Annotated in this window: 20 protein-coding genes and 1 tRNA gene; 7 read left to right on the top strand and 14 right to left on the bottom strand. The window is 60.5% G+C overall.

Features of this window, described 5'->3' with window-relative positions:
* Positions 1–128 precede the first annotated feature (128 nt).
* The 12 genes from N7650_RS18925 to N7650_RS18980 form a co-directional block, all read right to left on the bottom strand.
* Positions 129–983, bottom strand: coding sequence for a hypothetical protein (locus tag N7650_RS18925; RefSeq protein ID WP_279899549.1), 855 nt, complete (start codon positions 981–983; stop codon positions 129–131).
* Between the two features lie 95 nt (positions 984–1,078).
* Positions 1,079–3,949 carry a DUF927 domain-containing protein gene (locus N7650_RS18930; protein ID WP_279899550.1) on the bottom strand — a complete coding sequence of 957 codons (2,871 nt, stop codon included), beginning with the start codon at positions 3,947–3,949 and terminating at the stop codon, positions 1,079–1,081.
* Positions 3,946–4,230: a DUF3077 domain-containing protein gene (locus N7650_RS18935; RefSeq protein ID WP_279899553.1), complete on the bottom strand. Its 285-nt coding sequence runs from the start codon at positions 4,228–4,230 to the stop codon at positions 3,946–3,948. Before N7650_RS18935 ends, N7650_RS18930 begins: the two co-directional genes overlap by 4 nt.
* Positions 4,227–4,388, bottom strand: a complete 162-nt coding sequence (locus N7650_RS18940; protein WP_279899555.1) for a hypothetical protein — start codon at positions 4,386–4,388, stop codon at positions 4,227–4,229. Before N7650_RS18940 ends, N7650_RS18935 begins: the two co-directional genes overlap by 4 nt.
* A 667-nt stretch (positions 4,389–5,055) precedes the next feature.
* Positions 5,056–5,388: a hypothetical protein gene (locus N7650_RS18945; RefSeq protein WP_279899557.1), complete on the bottom strand. Its 333-nt coding sequence runs from the start codon at positions 5,386–5,388 to the stop codon at positions 5,056–5,058.
* Positions 5,385–6,023, bottom strand: coding sequence for a hypothetical protein (locus tag N7650_RS18950; protein ID WP_279899559.1), 639 nt, complete (start codon positions 6,021–6,023; stop codon positions 5,385–5,387). The genes N7650_RS18945 and N7650_RS18950 overlap by 4 nt, the downstream gene beginning before the upstream one ends.
* Positions 6,020–6,268 (bottom strand): AlpA family phage regulatory protein, encoded by a 249-nt coding sequence (locus tag N7650_RS18955; RefSeq protein ID WP_279899595.1) that lies wholly within the window; start codon positions 6,266–6,268, stop codon positions 6,020–6,022. Before N7650_RS18955 ends, N7650_RS18950 begins: the two co-directional genes overlap by 4 nt.
* An 83-nt stretch (positions 6,269–6,351) precedes the next feature.
* Positions 6,352–6,585, bottom strand: coding sequence for a helix-turn-helix domain-containing protein (locus tag N7650_RS18960; protein WP_279899560.1), 234 nt, complete (start codon positions 6,583–6,585; stop codon positions 6,352–6,354).
* Between the two features lie 83 nt (positions 6,586–6,668).
* Positions 6,669–7,523 (bottom strand): hypothetical protein, encoded by an 855-nt coding sequence (locus tag N7650_RS18965; protein ID WP_279899561.1) that lies wholly within the window; start codon positions 7,521–7,523, stop codon positions 6,669–6,671.
* Between the two features lie 313 nt (positions 7,524–7,836).
* Positions 7,837–9,165, bottom strand: a complete 1,329-nt coding sequence (locus N7650_RS18970) for an integrase arm-type DNA-binding domain-containing protein (protein WP_279899562.1) — start codon at positions 9,163–9,165, stop codon at positions 7,837–7,839.
* Positions 9,166–9,326: 161 nt separating this feature from the next.
* Positions 9,327–9,402: transfer RNA gene (locus N7650_RS18975), tRNA-Thr, on the bottom strand.
* Positions 9,403–9,459: 57 nt separating this feature from the next.
* Complete coding sequence (locus N7650_RS18980) at positions 9,460–9,876, bottom strand: pilin (RefSeq protein ID WP_279899564.1); 417 nt, start codon at positions 9,874–9,876, stop codon at positions 9,460–9,462.
* Between the two features lie 208 nt (positions 9,877–10,084).
* Here N7650_RS18980 and N7650_RS18985 point away from each other — a divergent pair, with 208 nt between their 5' ends.
* Genes N7650_RS18985 through yacG form a run of 4 tightly spaced genes read left to right on the top strand, consistent with a single transcriptional unit; the run spans position 10,085 to position 12,988 of the window.
* On the top strand, positions 10,085–11,290 hold the full coding sequence (locus tag N7650_RS18985) for a type II secretion system F family protein (protein WP_279899565.1): 1,206 nt from the start codon (positions 10,085–10,087) through the stop codon (positions 11,288–11,290).
* Positions 11,291–11,292: 2 nt separating this feature from the next.
* The gene (locus N7650_RS18990; protein WP_279899566.1) at positions 11,293–12,162 is read left to right on the top strand and encodes an A24 family peptidase; all 870 of its coding nucleotides are present in this window, start codon (positions 11,293–11,295) and stop codon (positions 12,160–12,162) included.
* Positions 12,162–12,785 carry a dephospho-CoA kinase gene (gene coaE / locus N7650_RS18995; RefSeq protein WP_009403495.1) on the top strand — a complete coding sequence of 208 codons (624 nt, stop codon included), beginning with the start codon at positions 12,162–12,164 and terminating at the stop codon, positions 12,783–12,785. Before N7650_RS18990 ends, coaE begins: the two co-directional genes overlap by 1 nt.
* Positions 12,782–12,988: a DNA gyrase inhibitor YacG gene (gene yacG, locus N7650_RS19000; protein ID WP_009403497.1), complete on the top strand. Its 207-nt coding sequence runs from the start codon at positions 12,782–12,784 to the stop codon at positions 12,986–12,988. The genes coaE and yacG overlap by 4 nt, the downstream gene beginning before the upstream one ends.
* Here yacG and N7650_RS19005 read toward each other — a convergent pair.
* Positions 12,985–13,668: an energy-coupling factor ABC transporter permease gene (locus N7650_RS19005; RefSeq protein WP_279899569.1), complete on the bottom strand. Its 684-nt coding sequence runs from the start codon at positions 13,666–13,668 to the stop codon at positions 12,985–12,987. The two genes, yacG and N7650_RS19005, sit on opposite strands and share 4 nt — an antisense overlap.
* A gap of 140 nt (positions 13,669–13,808) precedes the next feature.
* Here N7650_RS19005 and N7650_RS19010 point away from each other — a divergent pair, with 140 nt between their 5' ends.
* The 3 genes from N7650_RS19010 (at position 13,809) to N7650_RS19020 (ending at position 16,271) form a co-directional block, all read left to right on the top strand.
* A complete protein-coding gene (locus N7650_RS19010) occupies positions 13,809–14,438 on the top strand; it encodes a DUF1780 domain-containing protein (protein WP_009403501.1) in 630 nt (209 codons plus the stop codon).
* Positions 14,439–14,711: 273 nt separating this feature from the next.
* Positions 14,712–14,885 (top strand): DUF3094 family protein, encoded by a 174-nt coding sequence (locus N7650_RS19015; RefSeq protein ID WP_009403502.1) that lies wholly within the window; start codon positions 14,712–14,714, stop codon positions 14,883–14,885.
* Positions 14,886–14,975: 90 nt separating this feature from the next.
* Positions 14,976–16,271 carry an NAD(P)/FAD-dependent oxidoreductase gene (locus N7650_RS19020; RefSeq protein WP_009403504.1) on the top strand — a complete coding sequence of 432 codons (1,296 nt, stop codon included), beginning with the start codon at positions 14,976–14,978 and terminating at the stop codon, positions 16,269–16,271.
* Positions 16,272–16,417: 146 nt separating this feature from the next.
* On the opposite strand, the gene N7650_RS19025 is transcribed toward N7650_RS19020, so the two are convergent.
* A complete protein-coding gene (locus tag N7650_RS19025) occupies positions 16,418–18,502 on the bottom strand; it encodes a multicopper oxidase domain-containing protein (protein ID WP_279899572.1) in 2,085 nt (694 codons plus the stop codon).
* Positions 18,503–18,643: the final 141 nt, after the last annotated feature.

Here is an 18,643-nt window from a genome sequence, read left to right on the forward strand (position 1 = left end):
TTGACTTGCGAGCTATGTCACTAAGCGCAGCTGAAACTCTCTTATTTACGCAGACCAAAACACCATCGCGAAACATTTGGAGATGGTGTTTTGATCCTGTAGCGAAGCTGAGCTGCGGGAGCTTGCAACTATATATCTGTCAACTGCTCAAGCTTTATATTGCTACGTCGTTCCAAAAGCCTGCGATGAGAAATGAAGCGACCTTTTTCAGGAGATACAGTTGGAATATAGAAGTCACTCAAGCTATCGCCATATCCAAGTAGTTTTTCAGCAGCTGCAACATGGGCTGCCAGGGTCGCCAGTTCATGTGCAGCCTTCTCAAAGCGGTCAGCCCAATAAAATCGAGCAGCCTGCAGGACTTTGAAATTCAAGCTATCAAGCTCGGCTTGCTTCTGTTGAATTGCATCGTCAAGTTCCGATAGTTGATCACTCAGTGCAGAGGAAACTGTATTAGCACCTTGAAGCGTTTGTTTAATTACCGCCAATGCCCGAGATGCTTTCTCCAACAATCCCTCTGCCTTGCTCTCACCCCCGCTATCATTCTCCCCTATCGCTTTGGCATAAGCTTGGGCGGCCTCATGCTCATCGTGTTCAGCCGCTTTAAATTCACGCTCGTGCTTCGCAATAAGAGCAGCCCTTTTAGACTCAAGCATCTCTCGCTTATCACGCAGGTTCTTTATTTCGCTCTCGGCCTTGCCTATATCCTTTCTTGCCAGACGTACATCCTCAGAGGCAGACTTTACACCCTCCTCCCAATTCACCAGCCCCTGAAGTTTTGAAATCTCACGGGACAGCTCATCAATTCTGGCCTTAGCATTCGAATAAGGATCGATCTGATCCCGAGGATAAACAGGTCTTCCATGACGGCTATTCGAAAAGTTTTTCGCTGCCTCATCAGAAACTGCCTTTAGCTTGGGAAGTTCTTTCTTCAAGCTCTCCAGTTCAGCCCGGCATTGTTTTAGCGCAGAAGAATTCGTACTCATTTTGGACTCCAACAATTAAATTTAGATAAGCGCAGGCGTAGGCAGGCCGAGCCTATAATTGGCCAATAATCTCCAGACTCGTTGAACTCTATTATTTAGTCGCTAAGCAATACATTCGAATTCACAACATAAACCCGCCCTTTCGGCATTCCGGGTAGTGTTACGGATTGGGCGGCTTTTCCGTCTCCGCTCGGCTCAAGTATTCCGCGCGCGACTAACTCTCTATTTACATTTCGCAAGTTCATCCCTTTAAAAACCTCATCACGCCAAGTTGTGCCGAGGAAGTAATAGGTCACCGACGTATATAGAGAGTCACCAATGCCATGATCCATAGTCCTGCGAAAGCCAAGCCGGTCTGCTGTACGTGGAGCATGGTCATCGGTCTTTGCTGCAATAGAATCCCATCGCGTGAAGCGACTTTCTCCATAGCGCTCCACCATGCCGCGCAGTCTGGCCACGATAGCGTCACCTTCCAGGTTTCCAGCACCTCCACGTTCAGCCAACCAAGCATCCAAGCACACGCGCGCGGATTGCAGCGCTAGTCCGTCAGGCCATCCTGTAACCCCCAAGGCTGTGGCCAACTCACCCGCCGCCGCTGCCAGTCCAAAGCGAGTTGCGGCACGCTGTACCTGGCCGCTGGCGCTGGCAGGTAATGCCTGAGTGGTAAACCGCTCCAGAGTGCTGCGCACCATGGCCGCATATGCCCGCAGCTTGGTGGGCTCACAAAGGGCCGACAGGAAAGCCAGGGCAGGCGTGCCATAGCATCGGCTAACCCGGGCCTTGAGAGCATCCGACAGCGCGGCGGCATCGTCGAACCCATGCAGCTCTTCAAACAGCCCTAGCCCTTTGCTCGCGTCAGTCGGTACAGCAAGCAGTCGCACCTCCATACCGGCTTTCAATTCCTTGTTTGCCTCAGCCATGTGTTGCGCCAAGGTCTTTTCCCCGGTGGAGAGAAACAGCAAGCGCCACTCCTGAACTTGGCGCCCAGTCATGCCACGATCATTGGCCCGCGCCTTACCAGTGCCGTTACCCAGCATGTAGACCGTTTCCCCAATGATCCGTGGGTCGCACATCCCGATCTCATCAAGCACCAGCAACCCGTCCGAGTGCGCTGCCGCGATACTTTCCAGGGCGTTGTCTGTAGAACGCCAGGAACGCACCAGGCGTGGCCCACCCCACACCGAGGCAGCCACCTGCAGGTGAGTGGTCTTCCCGCCCGAGCTATCGCCATACAGGTGGAAGCCACCCGACTCGTGCCCCAGTAGATGCAATACCGCACCTGCGAAAGCCACGCATACGACGAAAGCCAAGCGGTTGTTGCCCACGCAAAGCGCACCGATTTGCTGCTGCCATTGTTCCAGTGTCCCTGCCTGAGTGATCGGCGGAAGCTGGGCACCGGCTTCGTAGAAGTGCAGATATTCGACGCTGGCACCTATCTGCCGATCTGGCAGCAAGTAGGCATCTCCGTGCCAACCTAGACGAGTGACCAAGCGAGCACGCTCAGCACCGTCATAGCCTTGTAAGTAGCTCTGTAGATCGTTGCGCGAATTGCGAGCAGTCCGCACGGGCGCCAGGCGCAGCCCCATATCAACCAGTGGCGCGAGCACTTCCTTGCCAAAGTCGCCCGCCATTGCCCTGGCCGGAATGTTGAGGCGCTTGTTGGCCCCATCGGGGTCATCGAACTCCACCAGTAGGCCCCAGCCGTGACCCTTTTCGTCACGGGTGCGAGCCAATACCTCTAGCCGTGAACAAACCGGGCGTGCTTCGCCATCCTCACCGACATAGAACACTCCATCCTTCGTTACACGGAAGCCGCTCGGGGCCGGGGCGGTTTTCTTCTCGGATTGCGGCTTGGCCTGGCCAGTGCCCTTGCTCTGCTTGGTGGGGGTAGCGGCAGGTGCGAGGGCAAACAGCTCCCCGGTGCGCTGCAACTCTGCCAGGTGTTGGGCAGTCCAGCCTTTGGATTGGGCATCCGCTGCATCATCACCCTCGCGCCACTCCCCGCCTGGCGCGAAAGTGGGGCGCTCACCGTCCATACCAGGGAGTTGCCCGAACATCCTGAAGGCTACCGTCTGCACGGAGGCAGCTCCAAGCTTTCGCAGGTGGTCAGCCAAGGCATTCATGCACTTCAAGCCTGGCGAATCGTTGTCAGGCCACAGCAATACGTCACGCCCGACGAGCGCCGCGAAATCAGCCTTCTGCCAAGAGTTCGTCCCGTTGGGCCAGCAGGTGGCAACATGATCGGGCAACAGCTCGGCAGCTGCATCGGCAGCCTTCTCGCCCTCGCACAGCACTACTGGTGCCGATGGACGTTTAACCAGCTCATCAAGACGCAGCAGCGGGCGAGGCTCCGACAAGCCCTGCCAGCGCCAGGCCAACGAGTCATTCGCAGAGTGTTTGCACCAAGTGAGGGGCGCGAACACTTTGCGCGGCGTGCCGCCCTCATCCGCCCCGAGGTCGAAGCGGTACAACACCATAAGCGGCTGACCGTTGGTGTCACGATAAATCCAAACCTTGGAAGGTTTACCGTGCTGCCGGTGCGCTTGCAGCACCTTCTGCATTGCCTGCTCAGGAATGGGCAGCACAGGCACCCACTCTGGTTTTTTAGCCAGGCTAGTGGGTGGCGTGACGCTGGGGTTGCTCGTCGCCTCAACACCCAGGAAGGCTGCCAGTTTGTTGCACGCCTCCACATCGGTGCCTCGATCGAGGTAGCGCACCAAGTCAATCAAATCACCGCCTTTGTCACCGGTAGCGAAGTCGCACCAGGTGGCTTTGGCTAAGTTCACCTTGAGCGAGCCTGAATGCTTGTCCGCTCTTGTTGGGTTGGGGGCGGTGTACTCCTTACCACCGTCTACGCGCTTGCCACCGGGAAGCCAGTGGGCCAGCACGCGGTCAATCGCCGCGCAGGAGGCGGCTTTGACCTGCGCAAAGGTCGGATGCCTGGAGTTGGGCATCTTCCTACTCATGCTTGGCCACTCTCGGCGATCTGAATCCCAGTGGTCACATCATCGACAAGCGCCTTAGCCTGCTCACCCAAATAGTGCGCAGCCCACACCAGCGCATTGTTGTCATCGTTCACGCCGGCCAGCTGAGTCAATTTGTTCACGCAGTTCATGAGCACCGAAGCTTGCTCCAACGCTTCCTCTCCGGAGATATCGGGGCACACTTGGAAGAACGGGACATTCGACGAGTTGTGCTTAGAGAAACTGGTGCCACCCGCGGTATTAACGTGCACGCGCCCGCTCATTTCCGCCCCCATTCCGCGACATGGCGGGTCGAGTCATCGGCATGCACGGCCAGGGTACGAGTCTGCTCCAGCGTTCCAGGCACTTCACGCAAGTCGCCGAGGATCACACGTTTAGTCAGGCGCTGGCCCTGCTCCGCCTCGAACTGATCCTTCAACAAGCACAACACCCCCTGAGCTCGCTCTGTGCCACAGGCGATCGTATCCATTGGGGCGCAAACAGGAGCCTGTGCGGTAACGCAAAGCAGGTCTTTGGGTTTCGAGCAGTGTTGTACTGGAGTGGTCATTGAGCACCCCCGTTTGCTTCCAGGACGCGGGCACGAGCCATAGCCGCGTTGTAGCGGGCCAATCGGACGGAGAGGGATGAGTTGGCGTGCAACGCCGCAATGGCACGAGCCTTCAGGGCGGCAATGTGGTTCTGTAGTGCGGACGGATTGAGGGCGTGCATGGACGGAGCTCCTTCTTAATGGGGAACTGCCACGGTCCGTCGCCAAACGGATTAGGGTGGCAGCTGTGCGCAGGTTGGCGAACCGGGTAAGAAGGAACCCGGCAGACCCGAGGGTCTCCCGCGCACAGCCGCCATAACACGAGAATGCGGGCACAAAAAAAGCGCCTGCAAACGGAATGGGGGCGCATGTGCGCCTTCTTAAGATCGGGTCGCCAAACCCGGTCGCTGAATTTGCAGCGACAGGCGCAGAGTAACGGGTGAGCCGACGGAGCGCAAGCTGAGAGGTGCATACAGCTTGCATGGTTCTTAGCCATGGCATAGATTGAGCGGGCACAATGAAGATCCTCAAACGCCCTCGGTTGCAGCCGGGGGCGTTTTCGTTAGTGGGTAGTGGCTGGACGACGCTCAAGCTTGAGCCAAGTGAGATTGCGGCCTTGCCTGGCCTTCTCATACATCTGTCCTAGCGCATCGAGATTGGCCAGCACATTGGGCACCAACTGCGCTGCATCCCGAATTACTACGTCCCCAGGCGCCTCGACAGCGAGCAGCACCCAATCGAGGGTCGGCCAAATCAGCAACAGAACATGAGCCCCTTTGGCCAATGCCTCGTCGCGGAGTTTTTGCAGTCGCTCCAGTCGCCCAGGCGAAGGAGCCTTTGGGCCCAGTTCGTCCATGAACTCAAGGACAGCGGCGGGCAGGAAAATAGGTTTCATCCGGCGCACCCTCGCAACCAAGCCGCAACTCGCTGATCCTCCGCACATTCGCGCTCATACTCAGCACGCAGCATGCGGCGGCAATCCTCAGTGTTTACGCGGACCCATTCGGACAGACCACCACATGGCGGCTTATGCTCTGAGGGCTGCCAAGGCATGCCACTGGACTGCTCTGAGCGTTGGTTTAAACGGCAGGCATCCACGTAGTTGTGTTCGGCTGCTTTGCACTCAGCCGCCACTTGAGAATCCACATAGGCACTCCACACCTCTGGGGAATTGGCATACGCCGCATCGCTTCCTACGAACCAGTAAGTGACCCACTGACTTAATTCGCTCGATGCGGCCGCATCTCCAGCAGGATGGGTCATAGCGAATACACCCGATCCCATCACCTTTGCTGGCTCCATCCGGGTCCTCTGCTGGTGCAACACAGCAGGCAGTTCCCCTTGGGAAGGAACCAGCGGAAGCACCAGCCCATCAGGGTTGAAAAAGTGCGCTTTTCCTTCCAGGCCGTTCCAACTTACACCTGCGACGGTACGTTGCTTCCAGTTGTTGCGGCCCGGCTGGTACAGGGCAAAGCCAATTCCGTAAGTGTCGAAAAAGGGGCCAGTAAAGGGCGTACGAGCGGGTCTCATGCAGTGATCCCCCGGGCTTCAATACGTTCACGCGCCCAGCGCTGCACCTCTGCGAGAACAAAACCCACTGGCGCTCCGCGTGACGTGCTGTTGCTCAACGGCACGGGGCGGGGAAAAGTCGGATCGTCCTTGAGGCGCTTGTAGATAGTTGCGCGAGCTAGGCCGGTCATAGCCATTACATCGGGAAAGCGAATCAGCGTGGCAGCAGGGTCAAAGCCTGGAGCCTGACCAATATCCTGGCGCAGATTACGCCCCGAGACCTCGCGGGCAAGCGCACGGCAAGGGTTCGATTGGGCGGGGGGGTTGCCAAAGGTCTGATGCGAGGACATTAGATTTCCCCCCGAGGCGCGGCGGGGGTGTGGTGCCGATCTGCTAGCCAGGCGACCAGCTCGTTGCGCTGATAACGGATACGTGCGCCGCAGCGGATGAACGGGAGAGCGTGCCGACCAGTGCTGCGCCAGGTGGCCAGGGTCTTGACCGATAGGCCCAACAATTGGGCCGCCTGCTCAGGTGTAAGAAGGTCAGCGGGTGAAACAGTTGTCACAGTTCGATTGAGTTGCATGTGATGCCCCCGGGTTTGATGAAACCAACAGAGGCGAAGATAAGAGGCATGAGGGAGGTGAACATGGTTCACCTCCCTGTAATTTAGGCGGGATCTAGAACAAGTCCTTTGCGTAGCACGTCCCGTACGCCCTTGGGTCCAAGGCTTCCCGAAACTTCCATTCGTGAAATGATCCCAGAGATTTCACTCGGGGCCCTACCGGACGCGAGTAGCTTCCGGCCCGCATCACATATTTCCCTGTCACGCCCGGCATTCTTCTCCTGCCTGACGGTCCCGCTTCTAGCCCCGGCTTTTCTGCCTGTCACTGCACGAGATTTCTTTACTGCTTGCTCATTAAGTCGTGCCATGGCTTCGGGTGAAATATTTGGATTCCGATAAAGCTCCGCGAAGATGATGGAATTGCGTGCGCGCCCCAGCAGATCGGCAGCCGACTCCCTTGCCTCGATCTCGGCTATCGAATCTTCAATTCGGCAATCATTAACGATGGTGGCGTAAATCCCAGGATCATTAACCCTTAAGTCATCAACAAGCGCACGCCCAAATGCCTTCATAACGTCGTCGGCCAATTGCGCTTGCCATTTGCGAATAGCATGTATAGCCCGACAGCCATAAGCCATAGCGAGGGCTGCCACAAGCTGTGAGTCGGTGGCACGCCTTTCCCATGACCCCGCGTTGCGCACCGCCCAAGCCAAGCCTAGTGCTGGAGACCGGTCCAGCGCCTGCCCAATGTTATAGAGCTTGCGGCTTATCTCCGCTGCCGTCTCAATTGCCCATTCTTCGCTCTCATGAGGGCGCCACATTTCGATACCAGCCGCTACTAGGTCAAGCGCTTCATTGAAGCGCTCGGCGAACTCGCCATAAAGCGGCAACCACTCCAACTCCAATTCAAGCGCGTCGAGGTCGAGGCTCAAAGGACTAATTAATTTGCCCAGAGTCATAGCAACGCGCCGTTAGCTATTTGACGATCCCCTCGCCCCGGTTGGCGCAGACAAATCCGCGCCGGGCCGTGACTGAGTGCGTGAGCGCATCGGAAGAGCGGCCAGCAGGAGGGGGAGGAGGCTTGCGTTGGCGTAGACGCGCGCACGGGTCGAGCCGTCTCGTTCATGGAACACCTTGGGTGTTCCGACGTCTTCGTGTTCCGCCGTTTAGGCAAAGGTGTTCCTTGGCTACAGACCGCGTGTTTTTTGGCTTCCAGCGATTTTGGAACACCAAGAACACCAAGAACACCGGCTTTCAATTGAATACTTGTTTTCATTGCTGTCCAATCATGCCAAATGTTCCACGCACCACATTGCTTGCTCCCTCCCCCACGCGAGCAAAGTCATAAGGCGTGATGTGCTTCTCTCGGTTGGCATCCAGATAATCGGCCCACCACTGAACCATAAGCCGGCGTTCCTCAATGTACTCAGCTTTGTGGATGTATGCTGCCCGCACGCTGTTACGCTCTTGGTGGCTCATCTGACGCTCTACCGCGTCCTTGCTCCACAGTCCCGACTCGACGAGCGCGGAACAGGCCATAGCTCTGAACCCATGCCCACACACCTCGGTCTTGGTGTCGTAGCCCATGCGTCGAAGCGCCTTGTTCACCGTGTTCTCACTCATGGGCTTCCAGTGGTTGCTATCACCCGCGAACACCAGGTCGAAGCGCCCGGTGAGCTGGCGCACCTGCTCGAGCGTGGCCAGTGCCTGACGACTCAGAGGCACCAGGTGGGGCGTGCTCATTTTTGAGCCGCGATGCGAGTTCTTCACACCCTCAATCTCCTGGCGCTCCCCAGGGATCTCCCACATGGAGCGACTGGCGTCGATCTCTGGCCAGCGCGCAAACCGCAACTCGCTGGATCGAATAAAAACCAGCAGGGTGAGCCGGGTGGCCAACCGTGTCAGAGGCCGACCAGTGTCGCTGTCGATTCGTTGCAGCAGCTCAGGCAGCCGATCCAGCGCCAGCGCAGGTCGGTGGACGGTCTTGCGTGTAGCAGTAGCGCCCTGTAGGTCGACTGCAGGGTTCGTGTCGATGTGCCCGTGCTGGACAGCCATGCGCATGATCCCAGTCATGTACTGTCGTAGCCGACCGGCAGTGTCCAGAACTTCACGCTTCTCCACAGCCTTGAGCGGCGCCAGCAGGTCACGGGTCTTGAGGCCGGCCACCGGGCGCTGGCCCAGGGCCGGAAGTAGGTACGTTTCAATCCGCCGCCACACCGTCGCGGCATGACCAGGGGACCACTTCTTAGAGCAGGCGTCATGCCAGTCCTTGGCCAGCACGCCGAAGGTATTGGCCCTCGCATTCGCCGCTTCGACCCTCCCCTGCCTGGCGCTCTCAATTGGGTCTTTATCATGCGCCAATAACTCCAGCGCTTCGGCTCGGCGCGCGCGGGCGGCCTTGAGTGTCAGCGCTGGGTAGTTGCCGAAGGTGGCCAGCCCTTCTCTGCCATCCGGCCGCTTGAACTTCATGCGCCAGATCTTGCTGCCGTTCTTCTTGACCAGCAGGAAAAGGCCCTGACCGTCGAACAGGGTGTAGTCCTTGTCCCGCGGCTTGGCGGCCTCGCATTTAGGGTCTGAGAGGGGCGTAACGGTGCGTGCCATAGGTATACGTTTTCTCGTCGAACCGGCGTATACCCTAACGTATACCTAAAATCGGTATATGCCTAGAGACGGAATGAGACAGCCAGAGACAAGAAAGCCCGCGCTTGGCGGGCTTTTCAGGGGGTTCCGTGTACAAGAAGAGACGTATCGGAACAGTTGAATGGTGCCGGAGACAGGAATCGAACCTGCGACCTTCGCGTTACGAGTGCGCTGCTCTACCGACTGAGCTACACCGGCGGTGGCAGCAACGCTACCACTGCCGCGCGGGTTACGCAATTCACTGTTTCATAACGACTATTGAGCCGTGCTGGTGCAGCCCTTGGGGGCGAGGTCGGCGTTGGCGTCGGTGCTGCAGGCCCAGCCGCTGGCGGAGCGGGTCAGGGTGAGGACCTTGCCTTGCACCGGTGCCGGGGCGTCGAGCAGGGCGCAGGTGATGCTGCCGGTGCCGGCGGAGGCGGTTCCCGTGGCGGTGATGGTGCAGTGGGCGGTGCGCTCCTGGCCGCCGAGCTGGGTCGGGCCGGTGATGTCCTGGGCCTGGCTGAGTCGCACTTCGAAGGCGGTCTTCAGGGCGCTGATCTCGGCAAGGCCGGCCGTGGCCTTGGTTCGCGCCTGGTGGTCGGTGTAGAACGGCAAGGCAATGGTCATCAGCAGGCCAATGATGGCGATCACGATCATCAGCTCGATCAATGTAATACCGCGTTGCATCCTCATGGGCATGCTTCCCCTCTCGAATTCCAGGTCATTTCGGCCGGGCGGGCCGGCAAGCGCGCCAGTAGGCCCGAACCGACATCTTTTGTCACCTCGCTGAACAGGGCCGCCCGGCGTGGCTCGTCTACTCTAGTGCGGGCCGGGTAACGCTGCCGGCTGGAGCTGTAACGGAAATTGTGTTTGGCCAATTGCGACAAGGACGTGGCATCACATGAAAACCAGAACCTATAGGCGGCAGGGCGTCGACCGTAACGGCGCCCGGGTCAGCGGCCGCAGTGACGGGCAGAGCCCGGCGCTGGTCAAGGCCATGTTGCGCAAACGCGGTATCCATACCACCCGTATCCGCCATTCGCGGCGGCTCGCAGCCCTGCGCTGGTCGCGGCAACTCGATGCCGCACAACTGACCCAGCTCAGCCGCCATCTCGCCACGCTGTTCCAGGCCGGAATTCCCTTGCTGCACGGCCTGGACATCATCGCCGACGGCAGCCGCCACCCACGCATGATCAAGCTGCTGGCCGAGCTGAAGCGCGACATCAGCGCGGGCAACAGCCTGGCCGAATCGCTGCGCAAGCATCCGCGCTATTTCGATGCCCTGTATTGCAACCTGGTGGCGGTGGGCGAAGCGTCGGGACGCCTGGATGTTCTGCTGGACCAACTGGCGACCTATCAGGAAAAGCGCGCCGCCCTGCGCTCGCGCATGCGCAAGGCGATGCTCTATCCGCTGCTGGTGTTGATGGTCGGACTGGGCGTTGCCAGCCTGCTGCTGTTGCAGGTGGTGCCGCAATTCGAGGTGCTGTTCGCCGGGATGGGCTCGGAGCTTCCACCCTTTACCCGGATGGTCATCGGCCTCGCCGACTGGCTGTCCGCCCACATCCTGGCCCTGAGCCTGGCGTTGGCGCTGGCAGCCGTCGGAGTGCGCCAGCTCTTTCGTTACCACCAGGCCTTTCACCTGCGGGTGCTGGGCCTGGCTCACCGCCTGCCGCTGGTGGGCAGGTTGTTGCAGCATGCGGCGATGGCGCGTTTCGCCCGCACCCTGCACACCTGCCTTGTCGCAGGCATACCGCTGACGGACGCGCTGGTACCCGTGGCGAAGGCCAGTGGCAATGCACTCTATGAACGGGCGATCCGCCGCCTGCGCCAGGACCTCGGCAATGGCCTGGCGCTCAGCACGGCGATGCGCGCCAGCCCGCTATTTCCCCATCTTTGCGTGCAGATGTGCAGTATCGGCGAGACATCCGGCACCCTCGACGATATGCTCGATCGCATCGCCAATCACCATGAGCAGTCCATCGATCAACTGATGGAAAACCTCACCAGCCTGCTCGAACCGGTGATCGTGCTGGTCCTCGGTCTTCTGATCGGCAGCCTGGTGATAGCCATGTACCTGCCGATCTTCCAGTTGGGTAGCGTGATCTGACCATGAGCCTGTGGGACCTGTTCGCCAGCCATCCGTTCATCTATCTCGGCAGCGCTCTTCTGCTGGGGTTGATCGTTGGCAGCTTCCTCAATGTGCTGGTGTATCGCTTGCCGTTGATGATGGAGCGGCGCTGGCAGGACGAAGCCCGTGAAGTCCTGGGTTTGCCGGCGGCCCCGGCCAGGCAGCGCCTCGATCTGTTTCTCCCGCCTTCACATTGCCCGCATTGCCAGCATCGGATCCGCCCTTGGGAAAACCTTCCGCTGCTCGGCTATCTGTTGCTGCGCGGGCGCTGCTCCGCCTGCAACAGCCGCATCAGCCGGCGTTACCCGCTGGTGGAGCTGGCCAGTGCCGTGCTGACCCTGCTCGCGGCCTGGTACTTCGGGGTCAGCGCCCATGCGGCAGCCTTCATGCTGTTGAGCTGGGGCCTGCTGGCCCTGAGCCTGATCGATATCGAGCACCAGTTGCTGCACGACGTGCTGGTGCTGCCACTGCTGTGGCTGGGCTTGATCGTCAATGCGTTCGGTCTGTTCGTGCCGCTGGACCAGGCGCTATGGGGGGCGGTTGCCGGGTACCTGGTCCTGTGGTCGGTGTATTGGCTGTTTCGCCTGGTCACCGGCAAGGACGGCATGGGCTACGGGGACTTCAAGCTGCTGGCGGCCCTCGGGGCCTGGGGCGGCTGGCAGATCCTGCCTTTTACCCTGCTGTTGAGCTCGGTGACAGGGGCGCTGGTCGGCCTGATCCTGCTTCGCACCAAGGGCCAGCAGGCCGGCACGCCGATACCCTTCGGTCCCTATCTGGCGCTCGCGGGGTGGATCGCGCTGCTCTGGGGTGGTCAAATACCCGCTTCCTATCTGCATTTCGCTGGATCCTGATGACAACGCCCGCTTTCACCCCTTGGATTCTCGGCCTCACCGGAGGCATCGGCAGCGGCAAGAGTGCGGCCGCGCAACGTTTCGTCGAGCTGGGCGTGCACCTGGTGGACGCCGACCAGGCCGCGCGCTGGGTGGTCGAGCCCGGACGCCCGGCCCTGGCCAGCATCGTCGAACGCTTCGGTCCCGGCATGTTGCTGGAAGATGGCCAGCTCGACCGCGCCGCCTTGCGCCAGGTGATTTTCGCCGACCCGGAGCAACGCCGCTGGGTCGAGGCCCTGCTGCATCCGCTGATCGGCCAGGAGATTTTCAGCTACCTGGCCAAGGCCGAGTCGCCATATGCGGTATTCGTTTCACCCTTGATGATCGAATCGGGTCAATACAAGCGCACCGACCGCCTGCTGGTGATCGATGCGCCGCAAGACCTGCAGATCGAACGCACCCTGCTGCGCGACCAGACCAGCCCCGAGCAGGTCCAGGCCATCCTCAAGGCCCAGGCCAATCGCGAGGAACGCCTGCGCCACGCCGACGACATCCTGGTCAATGACCGCGATATCGCCTGGCTGCACGCGGAGGTCGACCGACTGCACACTTTCTACCTGACTTTACGAGGAGGCCGTGAATGAGCCAGCCCATCACCGTTGATTGCCCGACCTGTGGCGCACCCGTCGAATGGAGCAGCGCCAGCACCTACCGGCCATTCTGCTCGGATCGCTGCAAGTTGATCGACCTGGGCGCCTGGGCTGCCGAAGAGCACAAGATTCCGGTGGCACCGGACGCCGAGGATGAACTGTTTTCCGGCGAACTCATGCCGCGCGACCACCATTAAGGTTCGTCGTCCTTCCATGGGGCCTGCAGATAGCGGGTCCTGTTGAAGGTCTCCAGCCATTCCGGGCGGAACACCACCAGCGCACTGATCACCATGCCGTTGATAAAGGCTTCGGGGAACATGATCAGCCACAGGTAGCCAATAAAGTCCTCCAGCCATACCGGCATCGCGAAACGCCCGTCCAGCCACAACACACCAAGACTCGCCAGCAGGCACAGCAGTGCCGACAACGCCGCGGCGAAGAATCCCGAACAGAAGATGTAAACGAACAGGTTGCGCGGCTGCGCCCGCTCGACAAGGATCGCGCAGCATTCGGTGACCAGGATCGGAACCCCGATCAGCAGCACGCCGTTGACGCCCATCGCGGCAAGGTCCTGGCGGCCCAGTGCGATAAGTCCAAGCTGGGCGAGGAAAGCGCCGAGCACCGCCAGTGGCCAGTCCAGCAGAAGGGTGACGGCGGTCATGCCGATAAAGTGGTAGGACACACCAGTATCGAAGTCGCGGCGTACCAGCCACAGGGCGAACAGCGCGAACACCGTGCCGAACAGCAGATGCTGGCGCCTGCTGTCGGTGAACAGCTCGACCCAGCGCGTGCGCGCCACCGCCCACAGGAGCAAGGGCACGAAGGCCAGCCAGCCCAGAGTCAGGCTCAGGTCCGATAGCAGATGCGCAGAGATCACAGCAGGCAGCCCTTGTTCACGGGGAATCCTCGAAGTCTACACCCGCCCCGCCCTCCTGCCCTGCGCTGGAGCAGGCAAACCCGACCAGAATCAGCCACTTGCTCCGCGCAACCGGGCGATTGGGCGCTAAGCTTGTTGCCATGGACGACTCAGACTACCTGCGCCTGCTCACCCTTCAGGCCGAACAAGCCAATGCGTTCCTGTCCAATGCCCGCAAATGGGAACGCGAGCGTTGGGTCTGCCAGCGCCTGCTGCAAGGCTTGAACATTCCCTACCGTAGCGAGGACTTCACCCCCGCCGGGCAAGAGCCGCCGGATGTTTTGTTCCGCGATGCAGCGTTCGAGGTGTTTTTCGTCCTGGATGAGGGGCGTCGCCTGAACGACGAATGGCGCGAGGAATTGCAGCGGCGGCGCAGTGCGTTTTCCCTGGCGCAACTGGTGCGCCGCGAAGCCCGGCCACGACGGATCGGCGCACCGGAGCTGTTGCAGCGCCTGGCGCCGACCTTGCGCAAGAAGGCGCACAACTATCGCGAGCGCGGGCTGGACCTGGGCGAGCTGGATATCATCGCCTTCACCGCCCTAAAGCGGGAAACACTGGACCTGAACAGCCACTTTCCGGCGCCGACCGAGTATTTGCGCCAGGGGTGGCGGTCGTTGTCGCTGGTCGGGCCGACCTTTGCCCGGGTAATCTTCGCCCATCCGGATGCGCCGGACTTCCTGCGCAGCAATCTGGGGCGCAGCATTGTTTTCGATGTGGGTATCAGCCTTTAGGCCCCCATCGCTGCGGTGCGGCGGTCCGACAAGCCCACAGTATCCGAGGCGCCGCTAATCCCTGTGGGAGCTGGCTTGCCAGCGATGAGGCCCTGAAGATCACCGCAAATCCAGCCTCCTGCAAAAGCAGGATTGGCAGAAACCCGACAGCGGTGATACAAAACGCATCATTCCGCTCCCGAGCAGTTGCCGGCAGGTACGCCAGTGGCAAACGGCTACAGTGAACACTGTAGCTTTCCCACAGTCACAAGCGTCTACCTTGCCGAGGCCACCATGACCAGCCGCCTGACCCCTGAAGACCAGCGACGTGTCGATCAATACCTGCAAGCCCCTCATCATCAAGTCGAGCGCAAGCCTTTCCGGCCCTGGCTGCTCCTTGTCCTGGTGGTGGGCGTGACCGTGGGTCTGGGCCTGTTGAGTCGCCTCCTGAGTTTGCTGGTGCTATGAGCTGCCTTGCGCTCGCCCGCTCCGTCCGCCCCCAGCGGACGGTCACTCAGGCCACGAATCCGAATTCCGTAAACCTTATGAGATATCTCCATGACTCACCGTATCGTGATTGTCGGCGGCGGCGCCGGCGGCCTGGAACTGGCGACCCGCCTGGGCAAGACCCTGGGTAAAAAAGGCAGCGCCGAGATCACCCTGGTCGACGCCAACCTGACCCACATCTGGAAGCCCCTTCTGCACGAAGTGGCAGCCGGCTCGCTGAACTCCTCGGAAGACGAACTGAACTACGTGGCCCAGGCCAAGTGGAATCACTTCCAGTTCCAGCTCGGGCGCATGAGCGGTCTCGATCGCGCCAGCCAGCAGATCCAGCTCGCCGCCACCCTCGACGAAGAGGGTCGCGAGCTGCTGCCTGCACGTACCCTGGGCTACGACACCCTGGTGATCGCCGTTGGCAGCAATACCAACGACTTCGGCACCCTGGGCGCGGCGCAGCATTGCCTGTTCCTCGATACCCGCAAGCAGGCCGAGCGGTTCCACCAGCAGTTGCTCAACCATTACCTGCGCGCCCATGCCGGTGACCAGGCCAAGGAAAAGATCAGCGTCGCCATCGTCGGCGCCGGTGCCACCGGTGTCGAACTGGCCGCCGAGCTGCACCACGCCGCCCATGAACTGGCGGCCTACGGTCTGGACCGGATCAAACCGGAAGACATGCACATCACCCTCATCGAGGCCGGCCCGCGGGTACTGCCTGCGCTGCCGGAACGCATCAGCGTGCCTGTGCACCAGACCCTGGAAAAACTCGGCGTGAAGGTGATGACCAACGCCGCCGTCAGCGAAGTCAATGCCGACAGCCTGAAGACCGCCAACGGCGACGTGATCGAAGCCGGCCTGAAAGTCTGGGCGGCGGGGATTCGCGCTCCGGCCTTTCTCAAGGATATCGACGGGCTGGAAACCAACCGGATCAACCAGCTGGTGGTACGTCCCACACTGCAAACCACCCTGGACGACAATATCTTCGCCTTCGGCGACTGCGCGGCCTGCCCACAGCCTGGCAGCGACCGCAATGTGCCGCCACGGGCGCAGGCAGCGCATCAGCAGGCCTCGCTGCTGGCGAAAAGCCTGAAGGCTCGCCTGGAAGGCAAACCGCTGGCGACCTACGCCTACCGTGACTACGGCTCGCTGGTATCGCTGTCGCGGTTCTCGGCAGTGGGTAACCTGATGGGTAACCTGACCGGCAGTGTCATGCTCGAAGGCTGGCTGGCGCGGATGTTCTACGTATCGCTGTATCGCATGCACCAGATGGCGCTGTACGGCACGTTCCGCACCTTGATGCTGATGCTCGGCAGCCGGATCGGACGTGGGACCGAGCCGCGGTTGAAGCTGCACTGATGGCGGTGAGTCATTCAGCCGTTGAGTGACTGACAGGGCCTCATCGCTGGCAAGCCAGCTCCCACAGGTTGCGTGTGCGCTACGGAGCTTGTGCGATGAGGCCGGAAGGGACAAAGAAACAACGGGCCCATCAGGGCCCGTTTTTCTCAGTGATGCCCGCTGTGGGCATCGCCGGATTTGCCATCCAGCGAGATCCGCACGTTCTGCATCATGCCCTGGTCCTCGTGGTCGAGGATGTGGCAGTGCAGGACGAACTCGCCGATGTAGCGCTCGTAGCGGGTGTTGACGTAGACGGTGTAGTAGTCGAGCTTGTTCGGATCAGCCTTGTTCTTTACCCCGGGCTTGACGAACAGGGTGTCTTTCCAGACGCCCTTGAGGCCCGCGTACTGCGTATCGCCATCCACGTCCACGGCACCCGGCTCGCTGAGGTCGGTCTTGCCGTCCGGGCCGATGATCTTCTCGATCTGGAACGGGTTCACGTGGATATGGAACGGATGCCCGGCCAATGCCGACTGCAATTGCCATTGCTGGGCGTTGCCCAGTTTCAGCTCACGGTCAACCACGCCCGGCTGGTAGGCCTTGGCGGTTTCCGCCGTTTCGCCGATGGCGAATTGGGTCATCTTTTCCTTGTTCTGGAAGATGTTGAACACCAGTTTCTGCACTTCAGGTTGCAACTCGCTTTGCTCGACGGTGCGATGCGGCACGAAGCTGTTGAGCTGAAGGCCGTCCTTCAGGTCCGCGACCACCTTGCTGCGCACCGGGCCTTCGGGCATGTTCTTCTGCGCCGCCGCGATCAAGGTGTTCTTGATGTGCTCCTTGCCATCACTGACCGCCTTGCCTTCGACCTTCACATAACCCAGCAATTGAGGCGTGTTGTTTTCCTGGGAGACGCTGCCCGCCTGTGGCGAAGATTCGTCGATCAGGCAGTATCCGCCGTCGCTCGGGAAGGACACCAGCAGGTCATGGCGATAGCCTGGCTGCAGCGTCACGGTCTCCTTGCCCTGGGCCTTGGCGTAGGTCAGGCCATCGGCGGCAATCACCTCGTACGGCACGGTCTCGCCGGTGCAGCTCTGGTCGATGAAGGCCTTGGCCGCGTCGATGGCATCGCTCTGCGGCGTCTCGAGCGTGCTCAACTGCTTGTTATCCTTCAGCTTGACGATTTTCAGGGTGATGGTGTCGCGGATGCCGGCATGCACCAGGCGCCAGCGCTGGACTTCACCGGTCCGCGCCGTGAATACCGGTTGCACCAGGCCGTTGATGCTGGTGTAGCGGCCGGAGCGCTGCCACTCTTTCGGGCTGAACTGGTCATAGGACTTGACCACGCCGATCTCGCCCTCCTTGCAACTCCAGTCGACCACTTCGATTTCCTGGCCCTTTTCCACGATCTTTTTCTTCTTGACCGGGCCCTCGCCCTTGTCACCGACGCAGGCATAGGGAATCTGCTGCATCACCAGCAGCCGCTCAGGGAATTCCTGCCCCTTGATCGGCTTCAACAGCGTGTCGATGTCACCGTTACGTACGATGGCGCCGCTCTTGTCGGCCTTTGGCAAGCGATCGCCACGAATCACCAGGCCGCCAGCCATGCCGCTGCCCACCTGCAACGCAGTGGAGCCGTGCAGGTGCGGGTGATACCAGAAGGTACCGGCCGGATGGTCTGACGGGATGTTGTATTCGTATTGGAATTTTTGCTCGGGATTGATCTTGAGCAGCACGTTATCGCTATTGCCCGCCGGACTGACCCACAGGCCATGGGAGTGCAGGTTGGTGCCGTTGAAACAGTGAGGATTGTTCATTTTCGCCGGATCGGTGGCCGTGCAGGTCTCATCCGGTGGAAGACGGTTATCCAGGTTGATACGCACCGTGTCACCCGGTGTGACGTCGATAGTCGGCGCGACGAACGGCACCTGCGGGTCTACATCGGTACCGGTGTAGCTGCGCAGGTACACCGGCACGTAGGTTCTGGTACCCGGGTTATAGATGGTGTTGTGGGTGTACTGGATCACCAGGTCCAGCAATCGCTCGCGACCGGCGTGGGGTTGCGGAGCGGCATTGACCGGCTGCTCCGCGCTCATCAGCAGCGTGCCACGGGCCGCCTCCAGGGTCGGCGCGGCCTGTTCGAGGGAGGGAGGGTTATTGAAAGCACGTTCCTGCGCAGCCTGGGCCGTCGCTGCGGCGCACATCAACGCCAATGCGCTCAGGGCGAGGTGCCTGTGTCGGTGAAGTCCTGTCATGCCAATGCTCCTGCATAGTCGAAATAAGGCGAACCAGGCAGGCTCCCCGCCTGCCAGGATTGGCCATGGCGCAGGGAAAGGCACGGAAAGGAGTCCGTGAAAGAAATGGCTAAGTGCTATCCCTGCGCAGCCAACCCTAGT

It is taken from the genome of Pseudomonas sp. GD04058 (assembly GCF_029836855.1).
In the GTDB taxonomy this organism is placed as follows: Bacteria; Pseudomonadota; Gammaproteobacteria; order Pseudomonadales; family Pseudomonadaceae; genus Aquipseudomonas; species Aquipseudomonas bharatica.